Below are 17923 nucleotides of genomic sequence, written 5' to 3'. Positions count from 1 at the left end.
CTTCAGGATTGTTGTGATTTTTTTACCTTATTAACCAATTTCTCTTTCAGCTTATCAAACTGCTTTGGGGTTTTACCCAACAGTTCGGCAATCTCAGCTCTTTTCATCCCTTCACAGATAGCTTCATATATCATTTCTAATTCGGTATCGCCAGCGGCCGCATGTTTCAAAGCCTCACATTGCTCCTTAAACGTCTTTTCTTCATCTACTGTTACCTGCGTGTCGTCTGGTATATAAAATTCATCTGTGATATCGGTATATTCGATTCTCAACGCTTTTGATTTAGGTGTTTTATATTTTTCAACTTCAGCACTTATTTCATGATCGATCAAACGGATCATCTGCTCTAGTAATGTAAACTTTTCTTTCCATTCCCATTCACCGCCCAGCAATTTGGTATAGGCAATTTCCAAGTAATGTTCAACCGGATTAGTACCTAGATTTCCAGCGCTATGGGCGCCACTCAAGGTCCTTTGTCTTAATCTTATACGTATGTGTTTGGCGCTTTTTCTGAGGACAACTTTCCAATCGTTTTCTTTTAACGTTGAAAACCGTCTTTGATTATTGCTATAGTGAGGTCCTAAAATCATAGTGATAATAACCGGCTTAGTTAGGTTTTCCCCCAAGTGGGGGACTTTTTTAAACATCCGGTTATATACTTATTAGAGGGGCAAATAATCCGGAGCTTAAAAAACAAGGGAAGTTAAAAAAAAGAAAGGAGTATATGAATTTAAAAGGTAAGATCAATTTTTTAATAGGTATCGCGGGTTTTATAGCCTGCATTTTTATTACAGCAACCGATGTTAAATCTACCATTTTCAAGATCGCTTTGGGTTTTGTTTTAAGCGGGGCTATTGATCTGATTGTGTTTTTAATAGAGAATAAAAAGCATTGGAATCTGCTAAAGACAAAGATATTTAAAGCCAGTCAGCCGGTACGCGTTACTGTGGCCTATTTGTTCCGGATAGAAGTGAATGGTAGGTATGTCTTGATAAAGCGGCATAAAAATGACCGAGTGGGATATCAACCAATTGGCGGCGCATTCAAATATTTCAAAGAAGAGAACCGCGAGTTATTTGATAAACTTGGGGTTGAACCGTGTGACCATGTGCCGCGTGATGAAAAAACAGATCACGATCTGCGAATACGCCTGAAGAAGCGTAAAGACCTGATTGATTTTATTAAATGGTTTGAAAGCCGCAAAAATCGGGAAATGGACCCTTGGCGTGAGTTTTACGAGGAGTTAGTGCAGCCCGGCTTATTACAGGAAGATATTTTCAAACATGTGAAGTACGTATTTATCTGTAAGCATACTGAAGGCGTTTTAAAATCACCAGTCTATCCGATAGACGAATTTCGTTATGCAGAGATTTATGAATTACGTCCGGAAACTGATGCTCAAAAAAAAGCTATCGCCGATTTGATCAACCATAACGAACAAATCGTTTTTGCAACCCCTGACGAAATTAGAAAAGGCGCTACCAATAATGGGCGCACCATATTACCTCATACATTCAAAATTTTACCCCTATGATATATTTAAACAATAGACAAGCGCAGATAGACGACATTCTGGATAGGATGGCTGAATCATTACAACTCGGCGATAGCCGTTACGACAGGATGAAAGGGCATTACGAGGCTATCAAATCCTGGATAGAAAAAGATGAAAAGTTCTTTAAGCCTTATTCTTACGAACTATATCCACATGGTTCAGTACGTATCCTTACCACGGTAAAACCCATCGGTAAAGACGAGTTCGACCTGGATATTGCCTTGCACATCAAAACAAATCACACCTCGCATACCCCTCAACGCATATATCAGGAACTGAAACGCAGGCTGAGTGAACACGAGACGTATAAGGGAATGATGGAATTAAAGAAACGCTGTATACGTCTGAATTATTCCGGTGATTTTCATATGGACATTCTACCTGGTATACAGGAATTTGATTGGGATGACAACAGGCTTTGTGTTCCTGACCATGAATTAGGAAGATGGGTAAGCAGCAACCCGCGCGGATATGCGAAGTGGTTTATTGACCGGGCAAATACCGTAAAGGTTAGCTTATTGGAAAAGGCGCTGAGAGCAGAAAATATTCCTGCTGATAACTTTAAGTATAAAAAACCACTGCAACGTGCGGTGCAGCTCATTAAGCGTTACCGAGATATTTACTTTCAAGGTGATGATAGCTATAAAACTTCAAGCATTATTTTAACAACTATCGCTGGGTTATATTACAATGGAGAAGAAAGTATTTTTGATACGGTTGAAAATATCGTAAACCAAATACGCCATAATGTAAACTATCTGCCATCCCGGCTAAAGATTCTCAATCCTGTAAATCCCCAGGAGGATTTTACAGATAAGTGGGATTCCGAGCCACAGTATTACACAGCCTTTAAAGCATTTGTTGTACATCTGTATAGCGAGTGGCAGGAGTTAAAGAAACAGCACGGAGTGCTCACCGAAAGCCGCATATTAAAGGGCTTATTTGGTGATGACCTATTTACCAAGGCGCAACGTGAGCAAACCACTTTACTTGAAAGTTATCGTAAGGCTCAGAATTTGGGAATAAGCAGGGAGACCGGTAACATGGTCAAGGCTGGTACAGTAGCTAGCGCAGTAGTTAAGTCAAACACTTTTTTTGGAGACTAATGTATTTTAATAATAGTTTATTAACGGCGAAGCCAATTTTACAGCAAGCTCAGGCAATTAAAATCAAATGGCCTGGATTTGCTACAAATGTAATAGGGAACACGCTCAAAGCTGTGGGAGATTTACAACCTACCGCCCGAAGCATTTCTTACATGGTTCGGATTGCCTATAAACTGGGACATTTACCAGATATCACGTTGCTTAACCCTAAAATTGAAAAGAATTCTAAAGGTGAAATGCCGGAGCATTTATATTCAAAAGAGCGTTTATGCCTTTACCGGCCTATATATGGAGAATTTAAATCAAGCGACCTCATTAGCGAAACTATTATTCCCTGGACCGCACTTTGGCTGTATCATTATGAGGTTTGGCATATAACTGGTGATTGGCTAGGTGGTGGAGAGCATCCCGGTAAGCGGTAGTTGTCGTAAGTTGATAGTAAAACTTTAAGCAGTAAACCCGCAATTGATTTAGCAATTTTTAAAATTTGTATAACCAATTATAATTTTATGGCACAGAAATTTACTTTAGAAATTACAAGAGTCCTGAACGGTAGTTCAGTTGAAGAAGAAAAAGTTTGGTTAAAAGCGACAGCGCCTATTAGTACCAAAGGATTTGCATTAGTTGACCGCACCTTTGATGAAAACGAAATGATTTCTAATGAGTTCCGACACATCTATGTATTTCCAGAATATCAGTTAGCAAAAGATCAGGCTGTGGTTATTTACACTACAAAAGGAACTAACGGTTTCAAAAAATATAATAACAGTGATGATAAATACCTGGCTTTATATTGGGGTTCGGAAGAGTGTGTTTGGAACGATAATGGTAAAGACACCGCAACACTTATCAACTTTATCCCGGTTAATTCAGTAAAAGCACCGGCAGTAAAAAAGAAAGCTTGAAAAATGATCAAGCTTTCTTTTTACTTTACTTACATGTGCGTTTATTTAGTTAGCCGTTGTTTCAAGGCATTTATATCTTCCTTGAGCTTCCGTTCTACAACTTTCGCATAAATCTGAGTGGTTGTAATTTTGGTATGACCTAAAATCTTGCTCACAGTTTCAATAGGTACACCATTGGATAATGTTATAGTAGTCGCGAATGTGTGTCTGGCAATATGGAAGGTAACGTTTTTAGTTACATCGCAACGGTCAGCTATCTCTTTTAAATAACTGTTTACTTTTTGATTTGAAATTTTAGGAAATACTCGCCCATCATACAAAGCGCGTTCATTGTCTTTGTATTTATCTAAAATGGCTAATGCTTTAGGTAGCAGCGGTACAATAACAGGGATAAGGGTCTTTTCCCTGCATGTCCTGATCCATTTGTCGCCGTCAGCGCCCGTTACTATATGCTCGGCCTCAAGGTTGCTTACATCTACATACGAAAGACCTGTATAACAACAAAAGACAAACATGTCCCTCACCATTTCCAAACGTTCAACACCAAATATCTTTTCTTCAATGGCCTTTAACTCAAGATCAGAAAGTTGCTCCCTATTTACTTTTTGAATTTTGAGTTTATAAGTGGCGAACGGGTCTGCATCTATCCAGTGGAGATTCAATGCCAGGTTAGTCATTTTTTTTAACCTTATAATGTGTTTCATCACCCCGTTGTTATTAAGCGGCTTCTGATGATCTTTCGGTTTGTGGTTACGCAAGTAGACTTCAAAGTCTTTCACGAACTTATAATTCAGTTCACGGAGGTATATATCAGTAGCATTATAGTGTTGTTCCAAAAACTTCTTTAAGTAGCGCTGGGTAACATAATAATGCTTAAGCGTACTCCACTTTAAATCCGTGGTAGCCGTTTCATTATGGTAGCTTATTAGGCTGCTCAACGTAAATGCTTCTTCTTTTTCACCAAGGAAAAGACTTTTGATCGATCTCGTATTGATCAGCTTCCCTTTTAATTGTAACTCCTTATAACAGTTACCTAATTTAAGCCTTACCTCTTCTAGATAGGCATTCAGCTCTTTAATTTCATTCTTAGTGCCTTTGGCGGCTCCCTTTCCAAAATCCCAAATACTGATGTCAACCATTTTTTGCTTTAAGGCAATAAAGCATTTTTCCTTGTTGATAGTAACCACTACATATAGTGGTGCTTTGCCATCCTTCTCCTTATCACTCTTGATCGTAAAGTAAATGCGGAATGACTGCGATGTTTTCATACAATAACATTTTTAATGATTAATGAATTAGTTACATCCTGTTTCAGCTTCGCTTTCAGGTGTTCAAAAGTACCCACGGCGTTTTCTTTTCTTTAGCTTTTAATCCATTTAAAAAATTACTTATCAGCGTGTTACGTTACTTTTGAACACCTAAGGTAGAAACTAATCTCAGGTAGTCAGTTAGGTGTTCAGAAGTTTGGCTTTCTTTGGGGTTAGGAAGGGGATAATTAATCAAAAAACCCCCTAAATAAGCTATTTAGAGGGTTTCGGGGTGTGGATGTGTTCCACTTTGTGCGCCCACCTGGGCTCGAACCTATTTCCTTACATCATTGTTTTCAATGATGAGCTGTATTTATTGTTCTATAAGGTAGTTACATAGGTAACACGCCCTATCTACTAGCCAAATATAAAGTTTTCGTACCGTAAAATGGCATTTTAATTGAGATCAAGTCTGGAATAAATTTGATTACCTTTATCATTTTGTTTTTATTATATGAATAATACCAGGCTGCTTAGTAGTGATCAATTGCTAAACATTTTTTCCGGCTCACACATCGCTACGGCCATTTACACTACTGAGGATCTGATCATTGAAGCAGTGACGGAAGCGATGTTGCGGTTCTGGGGTAAGTCTCGAGACATCGTTGGCCTTCCTTTAGAGATCGCTGTTCCAGAACTGGTCGGACAACCGTTTATCGAACAAATGCGAGGCACATTCCGAACCGGGCAGATCTTTTCTGGGAAAAGTGTACCCGCAGTTCTCGAAAACAATGGCAGGTTGCAAACAAGTTATTACGATTATGAATACCGGCCTATTAAAGATGCCAACGGTCTTGTTTATTGTATGTTGCATACCGCATCAGATGTTACTGACGTGGTATTAGGACGCAAGGCGGTAGAACAGGAAAAGTTACACTTGCATAATCTGGAGAACGAGCAAGCCCTCAATGAGGAACTGGCGGCAGCGAATGAAGAGCTGAGTTCCATTAACGAAGAGTTGCAACAGACGCAGGAACACCTCAACCAGTTAAATGCCGAATTAGAAGACCGTGTAACGCAACGAACTGCTTTGCTGACCTCCAGCGAGGCCAAGATGCGCTATCTGATTGATGATGCACCGGTTGCGATCGCCGTGTTGATCGGGTCCAATTTTATCATAGAACAAGCGAACCAATATATACTTAAGATATGGGGCAAGTCTTCTGCTGTGATCGGGCAGACCATTTATGACGCACTGCCGGAGATCCAGGGACAGGCATTTTTCCAGATCCTTGAAAATGTGTATGCCAGCGGTGAAGCTTATTATGGCAGCGAAGCACCGGGATTGATGGAATACGATGGCGAGCTGCGACAGATCTTTACCAATTCTGTTTTCAAGCCGATCAAGGATGAGAACGGAGATACGCATAGTGTTATGATCGTAGCTACAGAAGTTACCGAACAGGTGCTGGCCAATAAAGCTATCGGGGCGGCTAAATACCGACTGGAAGCGATGGTGCAGACCACACCGGTCGCGATGACGATATTGAGCGGACGGGAACTGGTCATAGAACAGGCGAATGCCGCTATGTACGAGATCTGGCAGCGTAATGCCGTCCAAACGCTGGGGAAAAGATTGATCGATGTGTTCCCGGAACTGGTTGGACAGCCTTTTCCGGAACTTCTCGCCCGTGTATTCGATACCGCTGAAAGTATCGCCTTTCCGGAATTACCGGTACTGATCAAGCATCCGGATGGATCTGAGAAGAATATTTACGTGAACTTCTCATATGATCCGATCATTAACGAGGACCAGAAGGTAGAATCAATCCTGGCATCTGTGGTCGATGTGACCGAGTCGGTCCGGTCGCGTCAGCAATTAGAGCAAAGCCAGGCAGATCTGCAGGAAACAACCGAGGAACTGGCGGCTTCCAATGAAGAGTTGAGCGCGATCAACGAGGAGATGGTCGCCTCTAATGAAGAGTTGGCCTCCACGAATGAGGAACTGGTCAGCACGCAGGAACACTTACACGAGATGATCGGGCAGTTACAGGAAAGCAAGGAACGCTTTAGCTTTCTGTTGAATACGATACCGCAGCAGGTTTGGACCGCGGACGCATCAGGCGCGATAGATTACGTGAACCAGGTGGTCATCAAAGATTTCGGGGCAAGCATGGATGCTATCGTTGGTGAAGGGTGGCAGCGATTTATCCATCCGGAAGATCTGCCCCAGGCGATGGATCTGTGGCTACACGCGATCGAGAACGGTAATGAGTATGTCGTTGAATTCAGGTTGTTGTTCGCCGATGGTAATTACCAATGGCACTTGGGTCGTGCCGTACCGTTGATCGAGAATGGCAGGATCCAACTTTGGCTAGGTACTAATACGAATATCGATCTGCAAAAGATCAACGAGCAGAAGAAAGATGAATTTATATCGATCGCCAGCCATGAACTTAAAACGCCGCTTACCAGTATCAAAGCTTTTAATCAGCTTCTGCTCCGGGGCGGGGATATCAACCGTATAGCAGGCTTTGCACAGAAATCCGCAGATCATATCAAGCGCCTGGAAAAGCTGATAGCTGACCTGCTGGATGTGACCCGGATGAATTCCGGTAAGCTGGAGTATGATATGCAGCCTTTCAGCTTTAGACAGTTACTGACCGAAAGTGTGGAGAACATCCGGCACATGGCGGCCAAGCATGAAATTATTCTGACAAATGCTGTAGATATCAGTTTTACCGGAGATCATTTTCGTTTGGAGCAGGTCATGAACAACTTTCTTTCCAATGCGGTCAAGTATTCCCCACAGGGTGAGAAGGTCATTGTCAACAGTGAATTGGAATCCGACCGCTTGATAGTTTCTGTACAGGATTTTGGTATCGGGATCGATCCCACCCATGTCAATAAATTATTTGACCGTTATTACCGCGTCGATAACACGGCCATGCGGTTCGAAGGATTGGGTTTGGGTCTGTTCATCTCTTCAGAGATATTGAAGCGCCACCAGGGCAAGGTTTGGATAGAAAGCGAACTTGGAAAAGGCTCTACCTTTTACTTCAGCATCCCCATTTTGACGGAAGGCTCCTCAGAGACTTCCATCACTGTCGACCTGGGTGCTAACTTAGCAAATAGTTAGATCATCCTTTGATACAAGGCCCGCGCTTTGACGCCAGATCGATCTGTTAGCTATTAACACTTATCACACTGATGCTGATATTGATCCGAAAATGCGCCAAAACTGAAAATTGATGTCCTGTTAATTAAATTAATTACTTTTGATAATATTTTGCCCGCATGCTTTCCCCTTACGCTCAACAAACTTTGGTTAATGCACTTCCGATAGGAGCCGCTATATTCACAGGTCCTGAACATCTGATCGGTGCGGTCAACCCGCAGATGCTGGCGATCTGGTCCAAAGAGTCCACGGTCATCGGAATGAACCTGTTGGATGCTTTACCCGAGATACGGGAACAAGGCTTTTTCGAACTGTTGACGGATATTTATACCACAGGAAAAGCGTACCATAACCCGGATGGACAAGCCCAGCTGCTGGTAGATGGAGAGCTGCGAACCAAGTACTTCGATTTTTCTTTCAAACCGCTCATCGATGCTGACGGTGCTATTTACGGCGTGATCAACACGGCTATAGATACCACCGAACGCAGTTTGTACGCCCGTCAACTGCAAAACCTGAATGAAGAGCTGCAGGCGTCTAGTGAAGAAATCAAAAGCGCTTACGAGCAATTGAACAAAGCGCATGATACCCTAACGATCACTGACCAGAAGGCTAAACTACTTCTGGAAGGCGCACCTGTTGCCGTAGGCGTCATCGATGCGGTTAGTTTTAATATAGATACCGCCAATCGCAGGCTCCTGGAACTATGGAACCTGAACGGTCAGGCTGTCGGCAGGTCCCTGCCAGATGTTTTGCCTGAAGCCGAGAGCCGTTTTTTGACCGATCTTATCAAACAGATCAAAGAGGCAGGTCATACGCTTTACGGTGATGATGTCAAGACAATGGTAGCGCGTGATGAGCAATGGGCGACCGCCTACTTCAATTTCGTCTATCAGCCGATCAAAAATTTAAATGGCGAGGTGATCAGCGTGCAGATCGTGGCGAATGACGTGACCGATCAGCGTAATGCAAAATTGGAGGTGGATGCGGCCCTGACCCAGCTTGAGCTGGCAAAAAAAGCGACAAACTTAGGCGTCTTTGATCTGGATGTGGTCAATGACCAGCTATACTGGGACGACCGCTGCCGTCAGATCTTTGGCGTAAGTGCGCATCAAGAAATTGGCTACAGCAGTGATTTTGCAGACGGCTTGCATCCCGAAGACCGGGAAAGAACACTGCAGGCGGTCGCTGATGCCTATGACCGGTCACTGACCGGCGGGTCATATGATATCGAATACCGTGTCATAGATGCTGCAGACAGACATATTTCCTGGGTGAGAGCAGTTGGCCAGGTGTATTTTGGCGAACAAGCCGAACCCCGGCGTTTCATTGGAACCGTGGTGGATATCACGGCGACTGTGGAAGCCCGGCAAAAACTGGAAGAAAGCGAAAGGCAGCTACAGGAATTCAATGAAGAACTCACGGCCATCAATGAAGAACTGAATGCCGTTAATGAAGAGTATCAGGTCACCAATGAGGAACTGATCTCGACCAATGAGGCGTTACAGGCCGTACAGGAAGAGCGTGATAAGCTATACCGGGAAGTAAGTATCAAGGAAGAGCGGCTGCGCTTTGCCATGAAAGCGGCAGACGTAGGTACCTGGGACCTGGATATCATAAACAACATGGTCATCTGGGACGAACGCTGTAAGGAACTGTATGGGTTCTCCAAGGATGACGTGGTGCCTTACGAACAGGTGTTGAGGTACATGCACCCCGAAGATAGGCTTAGGGTCAACGAGGCTGTCCGGTATGCACTCGATCCTGCCTCCGGGGGCTCATATGATATCGAGTTCAGAACGGTCGGTGCAGAAGATGAAAGGTTACGCTGGCTGCATTGCTGCGGTAAGGCCTTCTTTGATGCGGATGGCAAAGCCTATCGTTTTTCTGGCATCGCGCAGGATATCACCCAAAGCTACCTGTTACAACAGGAAGTAAAAGCTGCCAAAAACAACCTGCAGTTCGCCATCGAGGCCGCAAACTTTGGTACCTGGCACATCAATGCGCAAACCCGTAAACTGATCGCGAATACCCGTCTGCGGCAATTGTTCGGCTTTTTACCTGAGGAAGAAGTTACCGTTGCGGATTGTATCGCGCAGATCACCGAAGATCATCGTGAACAGGTAGCCAAGGCTATCGAGGTGGCTATCGTGGATGGCGGTAACTATGATATGTCTTACACGGTCAAAGGCAAACATGATGGGTTGATCAGGTGGGTACATGCGGTGGGTAATCTCAAAGTAGATATTACGGGAGAACTGACGGCATTTACCGGCGTTATCATCGATATCACTCAGCAAAAGCAGGACGAGCAGCGAAAAAGTGACTTTATCGGGATCGTCAGCCATGAGCTGCGTTCACCTTTGACCTCTTTACGTGGATATCTGCAAATGCTTGAGTTGAACGCCAAAAAGAACAATGATAATTTTTCCGGCAATATTGCGGCCAAGGCCAACCGGCAGACAGATAAAATGGCCAGTATGATCACCGGCTTTCTGGACGTAGCCCGCATCGGCGAGGGTAAGATACAGATCGATCACAAACCTTTCGATATGGCCGATCTGGTCAAGGCAGCCGAATCCGAGTCACTTGCCACGATCACCTCGCATACGATCGTCTATCATCCGGTGGAACATACACCTGTCCTGGCCGATGAGGACAAAATAGAACAGGTACTGATCAACTTCATTAACAATGCGGTCAAATATTCCCCACAGGGAACAACGATCAATGTGTCTGCAGTAACGCAAAATAGACAAGTGCGTGTATGCGTGAAAGATGAAGGCATGGGGATTCCTGAAAAAGATCTTCCGTTCGTATTCGACCGCTTTTACCGTGTAGAAGGAGAACATATGAAGACCACCAAGGGTTTTGGTATCGGCCTGTATCTATGCCGCGAGATCATTGAACGGCATGGCGGAAAGATCGGCGTGGAAAGTACTTTAGGCGAAGGCAGCAACTTCTGGTTCGAGATCCCGGTAACTCACTACAATTAAGGGCACTATAATTGCACACGTAAACTTATGAAAATGCCGCCCTGTAAAGTTTTGGTTTGTGATGATGATGTGGATATACTGGACATGACGGGCATGTTGTTAGAGTTTGCAGGTTTCCGGGTCATTACCCAGATCAATAGCCGTAAAATGATCGATCAGGCTATCGCGGAAAGACCCGATGTGATGCTGATCGATATTTGGATGCCGCTGCCGGGTGACCAACTGACCAAAGAGATCAAACTGACCCCGCAACTGGCACATATCCCGGTTATTCTGTTCTCCGCTGCTATTGACGGTAGGATCATTGCCAAAGAAGCTGGAGCTGACAGATTTATTGAGAAGCCATTTGATGTGGATAATCTGGCTGCTATCATTAATTCCGTAATCGCAGCATAACAAACCATCTATTTGTGATCTGATAAGATGATCCTGCATATATTCTTTGGGTGTTAGGGTCACATACATGTATAATACGGAGAAGTTGACCAGGTGATTCCGTGGCAAATTGACCACCTAAAGTGCTGGCGTACGAGCGCAGCGAACGCTGTAGAAGCGTTGTTAAAAGTAGTTATTTAAAGATGATTTTCCAGATAGCTTTTTTCAGCTTCAGCGGGTCGTCTTCTTCTCATGGATTCACCCTTTAGTTCCATGCGGTGCGCATCATGCACGATGCGGTCGAGGATAGCATCAGCGATCGTCTTTTCACCAATGACCTCATACCATTTACTGACCGGCAACTGAGAGGCGATGATCAGCGATGTCTTACCGTGCCTGTCCTCAATGATCTCCATCAGTGCGGCCCGGCTCTGTGCATCAAAAGGCTGTATATTGAAGTCGTCGAGGATCAGTAGTTGCTGGCGTTCCAGTTTGGCGACATCCTTCATGTAGGAACCATCCGCCTTGGCCATCTTCAGCTTAGCAAAGAGCTTAGGCGTGCTGGCATAGAACACGCGGTAACCCAGTATGCAGGCCTGGTGTCCGATAGCAGAAGCAATATAGCTTTTACCGATACCGGTGCTGCCTGTGATCAGCAGGTTCTCATTACGGTCAATAAAGTGGCAGTCTGCCAAACGCATCACCTGGTTGCGGTCGATGCTGCGCTCTGCATGATAATGAATGTTCTCTACCGATGCTTTATGGCGGAACTTGGCGTACATGATCGTACGCTCTATGCGCCTGTTCTGCCGGTCGTCCCATTTGGCCTCTACCAGGTGGGCCAGCAGTTCATCAGTAGTGTATTCAGCGGTTTGGCCCGTTTCCAGGCAGCTTTTAAAGGCATGGTACATGCCAAAGAACTTCAGCTTGCGAAGTTTGTCCAAGGTGTTCGTATTCATATCGATCTGTTCATTAATGGTTATTTATAGTAGTTCTCTCCCCGGATATTGTCATGACTGGGCATAGGCAACTCATCAGCAAATAAGCTATCCTCGTAGTTGTCCATTTTATTCTCCAGTATCTGCTGTATGCTCTTGTAGTTGTACACGCCATAACCGAGGGCACGCCTACAGGCACTGGCCAGCCTTTCGTTACCTGCCTTGCGTGCCAGGCTTAGGATACCAATACAGGAGCGGTAGGCTTGCTCGGGATGTTGCTTCCGGTCCAGTATCTTCAGGATATAAAGCCTCACATCCTCGTGAATGGATGCCGCCCATTCCAGGAACTTATCGGGTGTCCATTCGGTCATAAAGCGGTGTGTAGAAGCCAGGTGATCTTTGTCAGTAGTATAGCTGTAAGGGCTTTTGATACGCCTGTGCATAGCGATACGCTCATAGTGGTAATAGACCTCGACGTTGGTGCGGGAATAAAGTAGTTTGACCTTCCTGCCGATGAAGCGGTACGGAACGCTGTAATAGTGTTTGTCGATACCCAGACATACGTGACCGTTCTTCATTACGGTAGCCTGGTGCTGGCGTTTGAACTCATAACGTAATGCAGGTAATGGCGAGAGCGCCTGGCGTTCTATCTTCCCCAGGACTGGAGCTTTCTGCTGTAATTGCGGCCTTTGAGCGGCTGGCTGTTATGTGCTTCTAAAGCGACTTTGACCGCTGTGCTCAGCTCGGCAAGGGTATGATAGGCCTCTTTGCGAACAGGTGCGTAGATACGGCTGTAAACGATCTTAACAGCTCCTTCTACCAGCGCTTTGTCGCGAGGGCGGTACACCCTCGCTGGTAAGATGGTCGTTCCGTAATGGTCGGCAAAGTCAGCAAAGGTATCGTTCAGCGTTGGCTCATAGCGGTTGCTCTTGGTAACGGCAGCCTTCAGGTTGTCGGGAACGATGGCGGCAGGTACGCCACCATAAAAGTGCAGGGCATTCTCGCAGGCTGCTATAAAGTCTTCTTTCTGCTGGCTCAGCACAGATTCTACGTAAGTTAACTGGCTGGCACCAAGGATAGCAACGAACACCTCGACCTCAATGACCTCACCGGTATCCTTGTCCGTTATGCTTAGCTTTTCACCGGCAAAGTCCACATACAGCTTATCACCGGCTTTATGATCCAGGTGCATCGTGGGGTTCACGCGGGCTTTTCACTGGTTGTAATAAAAGCAGAATTGGGTGTACTTGAACCCGTCAGGGAACTCTTTGATATAAGCTTCCCACAAAATGCGGCGGTTCATACCGACTCGCTTTAACTCTTTATCTATCTGCGGGAAACAGCGCTGCAGGGCCACCATACGCTTGTCCGGGGGGCGTTCATTGCTTTTCCAAAGAAGTCCTCCAGCTCTTTATCATTAAGGGTATTGATCCCTTCGAACGTAAAGCCGCTGGCATCGAACGCAACAAGATACTCCTTTGCGGTATTGCGTGACACGCCGGTCTGGGCCGCTATCGATAGCTTGCTGCGGCCCTGGCTGTACATCCTTAGGATCTGTCTTATCTTACTCATGCTTATCGTAGTATTAGCCATAATTGGTAGGTGTTAAAACCTCCAAAAATATGGCTGCTTCTACAGCATAAGTGGCTCGTTCGGGGTGGTCAGTTTCCTCCGGAATCAGGTGGTCACTTTCCCGCGGAATCGGTGGTCAGTTTCCGTCGGAATCAGGTGGTCAATATCAGCGAATTCTCCAATTTAGCCATTGAATATGAGTTGATCAAAAGACAACAGCAGCCTGCCAGACTTGTTTATGACAAGGTTTAAGGCAAATTGATCGGGTGTAAGAAGATACAGCAATATTTCAGCTCGCTATTTTTCCCGAGGTTCAATACACCGGCAATTGAAACACCTGATGATCTTGAAGGGCTTCGATATTCAAAGCGGTCTTGAACTTAATTACCGGGTCAAAAGTCTTACTTTCTTATTTCGGTACCTTACCTGAAGCCACTGTTGTAGTTTGATCCGGTCAGTCTGCTTCAGGCTGACCGGAAACTCAGCCACAGCAACCCTTGTGGTATCTGGCTTGCCGGAACTGGCCGGCCAAATGACCATATCACTGATACCAAATGAGCGAATAGCGGGATAAAGGATCTTAAGCTCCCGCAATACATTCGTGTCCGCGACAGCGGTTCTTGCCACCTGTGTTCTTTGCTTAACGGTATCATTTTGCTGTTGTCTGCTGAAGACGTCTTCCATGATACTGGCCTTGATCTGTGAAAAGTCGATCTCCTGTTTGGCATTAAGGCCCTGCCGGATATTCAGTTTTACGCCCTGTAACTTGTAATCATTAAGGTGAAGTCGCAAAGAATCCAGTTCGGGTTTGGTCAGTTCAGCACCGATGAGCAAAAGATCGATCTCCTTGTCCTTTGTACCGTAGTGATAAGACCTGGATACGACCTGAGTATTGGTGAAACGGAATCGCTCATCGACAAACTTTCGTGCGTTGGTCTCAAAAATACTTCGGTCAACGATCCGGTACGCCATGAATATGCTCGGGATGATCGTGATCAGCACTACGATCACCATGTAGCGCGTCACCTTCTTCTCGATACCGGGATCGTCGAAATGCTTACGCGATAACTTTAGATACCTTGACATCAAAAATGTCGCGATGGCGATAAAGACACTATTGATAAAGTACAGGTATAAAGCACCTAAACAATAGAGCCAGCTCCCCGTGGCCAGGCCAAACCCCGCCGTACATAACGGGGGCATCAGTGCGGTAGCAATGGCCACACCCGGAATAACATTACTGCGTTCATTGCGGGAAGCCGCGACCATGCCCGCCATGCCGCCAAAAAAGGCTATAAATACATCCCAGATCGACGGCGAAGTTCGCGCTAAAAGCTCTGATTGTGCTTCATGCAGCGGGGTGATGTAAAAATAGATGGTGGACGTAAGGACGCTGAAGAGCGTAGCGACCAGTAGGTTTTTGCCGCCTTTTTTAACCAATTCTAGGTCATTGATGCCGATACCCAGGCCAATACCCATAACCGGTCCCATGATCGGCGATACCAGCATCGCACCGATGATGACCGCCGTCGAGTTTACGTTCAGGCCAATAGAGGCGATGAAGATGGCGAATATTAGCGCCCAAAGATTAGCGCCCTTAAAGTCGACATTTTTACGAATGGACTCGACGATCACCAGTTCCTCCGCCCGGTCTTCTTGTAGACTGAAACGATGAGCGATGAAGTTTTCTATAGCTTTGGATATTTCTCCCATAGTAATGATGCTTAGCTGCGCTGCAAACGCCCGGCAAGTTTTCCAATGGTCAATCCCTGTACCAGAATAGAGAAGACAACAATGACATAGGTGATCAGCACGAACTCATCTCGGTACATTTGACTGCTTAGCGATAATGCCAAGGCTACGGAAATGCCGCCCCGAAGCCCACCCCAAGTCAGGATAGTGACCGCGTTAGGCTCGAACTTTACCCATTTACGCATAAAAGTGACCGGAATGACCACCGCCAGCCACCTGGCAAGCAGAACCAGCAGGATCGCGATCCCGCCAATAAGCAGTAAGGTCCCGTTGACCTTGATCACCAATACTTCAAAGCCGATCAGCAGGAAGAGCACCGCGTTCAGTATCTCATCGATGAGTTCCCAAAACTTACCCAAATAATCGCGCGTAATATCTGACATCCCTTCAGACCTCGATTTATTCCCGGTTATAATGCCCGCAACCACCATGGCCAATGGCCCCGATAAATGCAAGTGTCCGGCTACGAAATAGCCGCCCATCACAATGGCCAGTGTGATCATTACTTCAACCTTGTAATCGTCAATAGATCGCAGTGCCAAAAAGCCGATATAGCCTACCACGGCACCGAATACGAGCCCGCCAACAGCTTCTTGCAGGAATAACTTAGAAACGTCCAGGAAAGAGACATTCGCGCCACCGGAGCGCGCGATTTCAGCGATGGTAATGAAGATCACCACCGCAACCCCGTCATTGAACAGCGATTCACCGGAAATTTTCAATTCAAGCGTTTCCGGTATTCTGGCGGCTTTTAATAATCCCAGCACCGCGATCGGGTCTGTGGGGGAGATCAGCGAGCCGAAAAGCAGGCAATAAATAAATGGAATGTTTAGCTCGAACCAACTAAGTAAGATCCACATCGAGCCACCGATCACGAATGTGGATATCAAGATGCCGACCGTGGCCAGCACGATCACTGGTAAACCTTGCGCTTTCAGCTTTTCGACATCAATATGTATCGCTCCCGCAAATAGTAGAAAGCTCAGCATGAAGTTCATCAGCACTTCCTGAAAGTCGATAGACGATACCAATTGCATCGCTTTTTCAGATAACAACGAATGTGATGGTCCAAAAGTGGCCAGTAATAGAGAGGCCGCCAAAGACAGGATCATGATCCCAATGGTTGGTGGCCACTTGATGTATTTATGATTGAGGTAGGCAAAGATGGCAGCCAGTACAATGGTGATGGTCAATATTTCGTTGATATTCATGACGGGACGGGTTGAAACTACAATATAATACGGCTCCTATGATAACACAATAATAAAACGCGGCATATGTGTGCCGCCATAATTAGAGAATATTGATGGGCTAGCTTTTCCGCTGCTTTTTCCGTTCATGGCCGCCAATATCATGCGCCTAAAGCAAATTCTTTCCCGGCAAATGCGAACAGTTCTGGCTTTTGACTTATCGTCAGATACTTGGAGCGAATCCGTATCTATCGCTTTCTCTTTTCTGGTGTAAGTGAATCCTGTCCATAAGAACAGGGCCACGTCTACGATCATCACATCCCAATAGTGATCTCCTATCTTTATCCATTGTTAATGGCTCAAAGAGAAAATTGTTTAGCCGTAGTTGACGAAATGCAACAGTAACGCTATCTGCCATCCTCAGGCGGGTTGGGTACTGGGTCTTCACGACGCGGCAATCTGAATACTGGCGCTTCATGGTCCTCAGTTAGATATTTGGCCGGGACCGTGATCGTATTTCCATCACGCAGTGCCCGATAATGCGGTGACATGATCTCTACACCCTCTTTGTTGAAACGGTCCTGGATATTGGCATAAAGGCTGGAATAGATCATGGCCTGCTTGTTAGCCTGCTTGGTGTAGGCGTTGACGTTGTAGCTTACATAGTGATCGTCGAGGCTGGTTTGCCACACAAAGGTTGCAAGTTCTTGCTCAATGTGAATTGTTTGACCCGCCACAGTGATCAACAAACGGTGGACCTGCCGCCAGGGTACGTCATATCCTATAGTAACGGTCGTGTTGTTGATCAGGCCGTTCGTCGGTGCCTCACTGCTGTAGTTGGTGGTATGGCTGGACATTACCGTCGAATTGGGGATCGGGATCAGTTCGTTCTTTGTGGTCTTGACACGGGTGACCAGCACCGTTTTTTCGATCACATCCCCTGTGACGTCGCCTATCTTTGCCCGGTCGCCGATCTTGAATGCCCGCATATAGGTCAATACCAGCCCCGCTACCACATTACTCAATGCGCCTGCTGAACCAAACGTGAGCAATACCCCCATGAAGACCGAAACTCCCTTGAAGATCGGAGGATCCGAACCAGGCAGGTA

The 17923-nt window shown here is 45.6% G+C and carries 16 protein-coding genes; 7 read left to right on the top strand and 9 right to left on the bottom strand.

The genetic code is table 11. The features are described from left to right. Positions 1-2 precede the first annotated feature (2 nt). On the bottom strand, positions 3-647 hold the full coding sequence (locus tag LLH06_RS10395) for a sigma-70 RNA polymerase sigma factor region 4 domain-containing protein (protein ID WP_228169223.1): 645 nt from the start codon (positions 645-647) through the stop codon (positions 3-5). Positions 648-724: 77 nt separating this feature from the next. Between LLH06_RS10395 and LLH06_RS10390 the strand changes: the two genes are divergently transcribed. The 4 genes from LLH06_RS10390 (at position 725) to LLH06_RS10375 (ending at position 3566) form a co-directional block, all read left to right on the top strand. Continuing rightward, positions 725-1534 carry an SMODS-associated NUDIX domain-containing protein gene (locus LLH06_RS10390; RefSeq protein WP_228169222.1) on the top strand — a complete coding sequence of 270 codons (810 nt, stop codon included), beginning with the start codon at positions 725-727 and terminating at the stop codon, positions 1532-1534. Continuing rightward, positions 1531-2661 carry a nucleotidyltransferase domain-containing protein gene (locus tag LLH06_RS10385; RefSeq protein WP_228169221.1) on the top strand — a complete coding sequence of 377 codons (1131 nt, stop codon included), beginning with the start codon at positions 1531-1533 and terminating at the stop codon, positions 2659-2661. The genes LLH06_RS10390 and LLH06_RS10385 overlap by 4 nt, the downstream gene beginning before the upstream one ends. Further along, a complete protein-coding gene (locus tag LLH06_RS10380) occupies positions 2661-3083 on the top strand; it encodes a hypothetical protein (RefSeq protein WP_228169220.1) in 423 nt (140 codons plus the stop codon). The genes LLH06_RS10385 and LLH06_RS10380 overlap by 1 nt, the downstream gene beginning before the upstream one ends. Positions 3084-3170: 87 nt before the next feature. Beyond that, positions 3171-3566, top strand: a complete 396-nt coding sequence (locus tag LLH06_RS10375; RefSeq protein ID WP_228169219.1) for a hypothetical protein — start codon at positions 3171-3173, stop codon at positions 3564-3566. Positions 3567-3607: 41 nt separating this feature from the next. Here the strand turns inward: LLH06_RS10375 and LLH06_RS10370 are convergent, their stop codons facing one another. Then, entirely contained in the window at positions 3608-4834 is a 1227-nt protein-coding gene (locus LLH06_RS10370; RefSeq protein ID WP_228169218.1) for a site-specific integrase, read from the bottom strand. A 493-nt stretch (positions 4835-5327) separates the two neighbouring features. Between LLH06_RS10370 and LLH06_RS10365 the strand changes: the two genes are divergently transcribed. The 3 genes from LLH06_RS10365 (at position 5328) to LLH06_RS10355 (ending at position 11383) form a co-directional block, all read left to right on the top strand. Next, entirely contained in the window at positions 5328-7952 is a 2625-nt protein-coding gene (locus LLH06_RS10365) for a PAS domain-containing protein (RefSeq protein ID WP_228169217.1), read from the top strand. A gap of 158 nt (positions 7953-8110) precedes the next feature. Then, complete coding sequence (locus LLH06_RS10360) at positions 8111-10987, top strand: PAS domain-containing protein (RefSeq protein ID WP_228169216.1); 2877 nt, start codon at positions 8111-8113, stop codon at positions 10985-10987. Positions 10988-11020: 33 nt separating this feature from the next. Then, positions 11021-11383 carry a response regulator gene (locus tag LLH06_RS10355; protein WP_228169215.1) on the top strand — a complete coding sequence of 121 codons (363 nt, stop codon included), beginning with the start codon at positions 11021-11023 and terminating at the stop codon, positions 11381-11383. A gap of 176 nt (positions 11384-11559) precedes the next feature. On the opposite strand, the gene istB is transcribed toward LLH06_RS10355, so the two are convergent. The 7 genes from istB to LLH06_RS10320 form a co-directional block, all read right to left on the bottom strand. Next, positions 11560-12321, bottom strand: a complete 762-nt coding sequence (istB, locus tag LLH06_RS10350; RefSeq protein ID WP_228169214.1) for an IS21-like element helper ATPase IstB — start codon at positions 12319-12321, stop codon at positions 11560-11562. Positions 12322-12341: 20 nt separating this feature from the next. Then, positions 12342-12878, bottom strand: coding sequence for a Mu transposase domain-containing protein (locus LLH06_RS10345; protein WP_228169213.1), 537 nt, complete (start codon positions 12876-12878; stop codon positions 12342-12344). 68 nt (positions 12879-12946) lie between these two features. Next, positions 12947-13504 (bottom strand): IS21 family transposase, encoded by a 558-nt coding sequence (gene istA / locus LLH06_RS10340; protein ID WP_228169212.1) that lies wholly within the window; start codon positions 13502-13504, stop codon positions 12947-12949. 122 nt (positions 13505-13626) lie between these two features. After that, positions 13627-13872, bottom strand: coding sequence for a hypothetical protein (locus tag LLH06_RS10335; protein ID WP_228169211.1), 246 nt, complete (start codon positions 13870-13872; stop codon positions 13627-13629). A 384-nt stretch (positions 13873-14256) separates the two neighbouring features. Further along, a complete protein-coding gene (locus LLH06_RS10330) occupies positions 14257-15585 on the bottom strand; it encodes a TIGR00341 family protein (protein WP_228169210.1) in 1329 nt (442 codons plus the stop codon). Between the two features lie 11 nt (positions 15586-15596). Further along, positions 15597-16835 (bottom strand): cation:proton antiporter, encoded by a 1239-nt coding sequence (locus LLH06_RS10325; protein ID WP_228169209.1) that lies wholly within the window; start codon positions 16833-16835, stop codon positions 15597-15599. Between the two features lie 386 nt (positions 16836-17221). Then, on the bottom strand, positions 17222-17875 hold the full coding sequence (locus LLH06_RS10320; RefSeq protein WP_262909307.1) for a mechanosensitive ion channel family protein: 654 nt from the start codon (positions 17873-17875) through the stop codon (positions 17222-17224). Positions 17876-17923: the final 48 nt, after the last annotated feature.

The sequence above is a fragment of the Mucilaginibacter daejeonensis genome (assembly GCF_020783335.1).
GTDB classification, from domain to species: Bacteria; Bacteroidota; Bacteroidia; order Sphingobacteriales; family Sphingobacteriaceae; genus Mucilaginibacter; species Mucilaginibacter daejeonensis.
The sequence above is the reverse complement of the archived record's forward strand: the minus strand, read 5'-3'. Positions and strand labels throughout refer to the sequence as shown.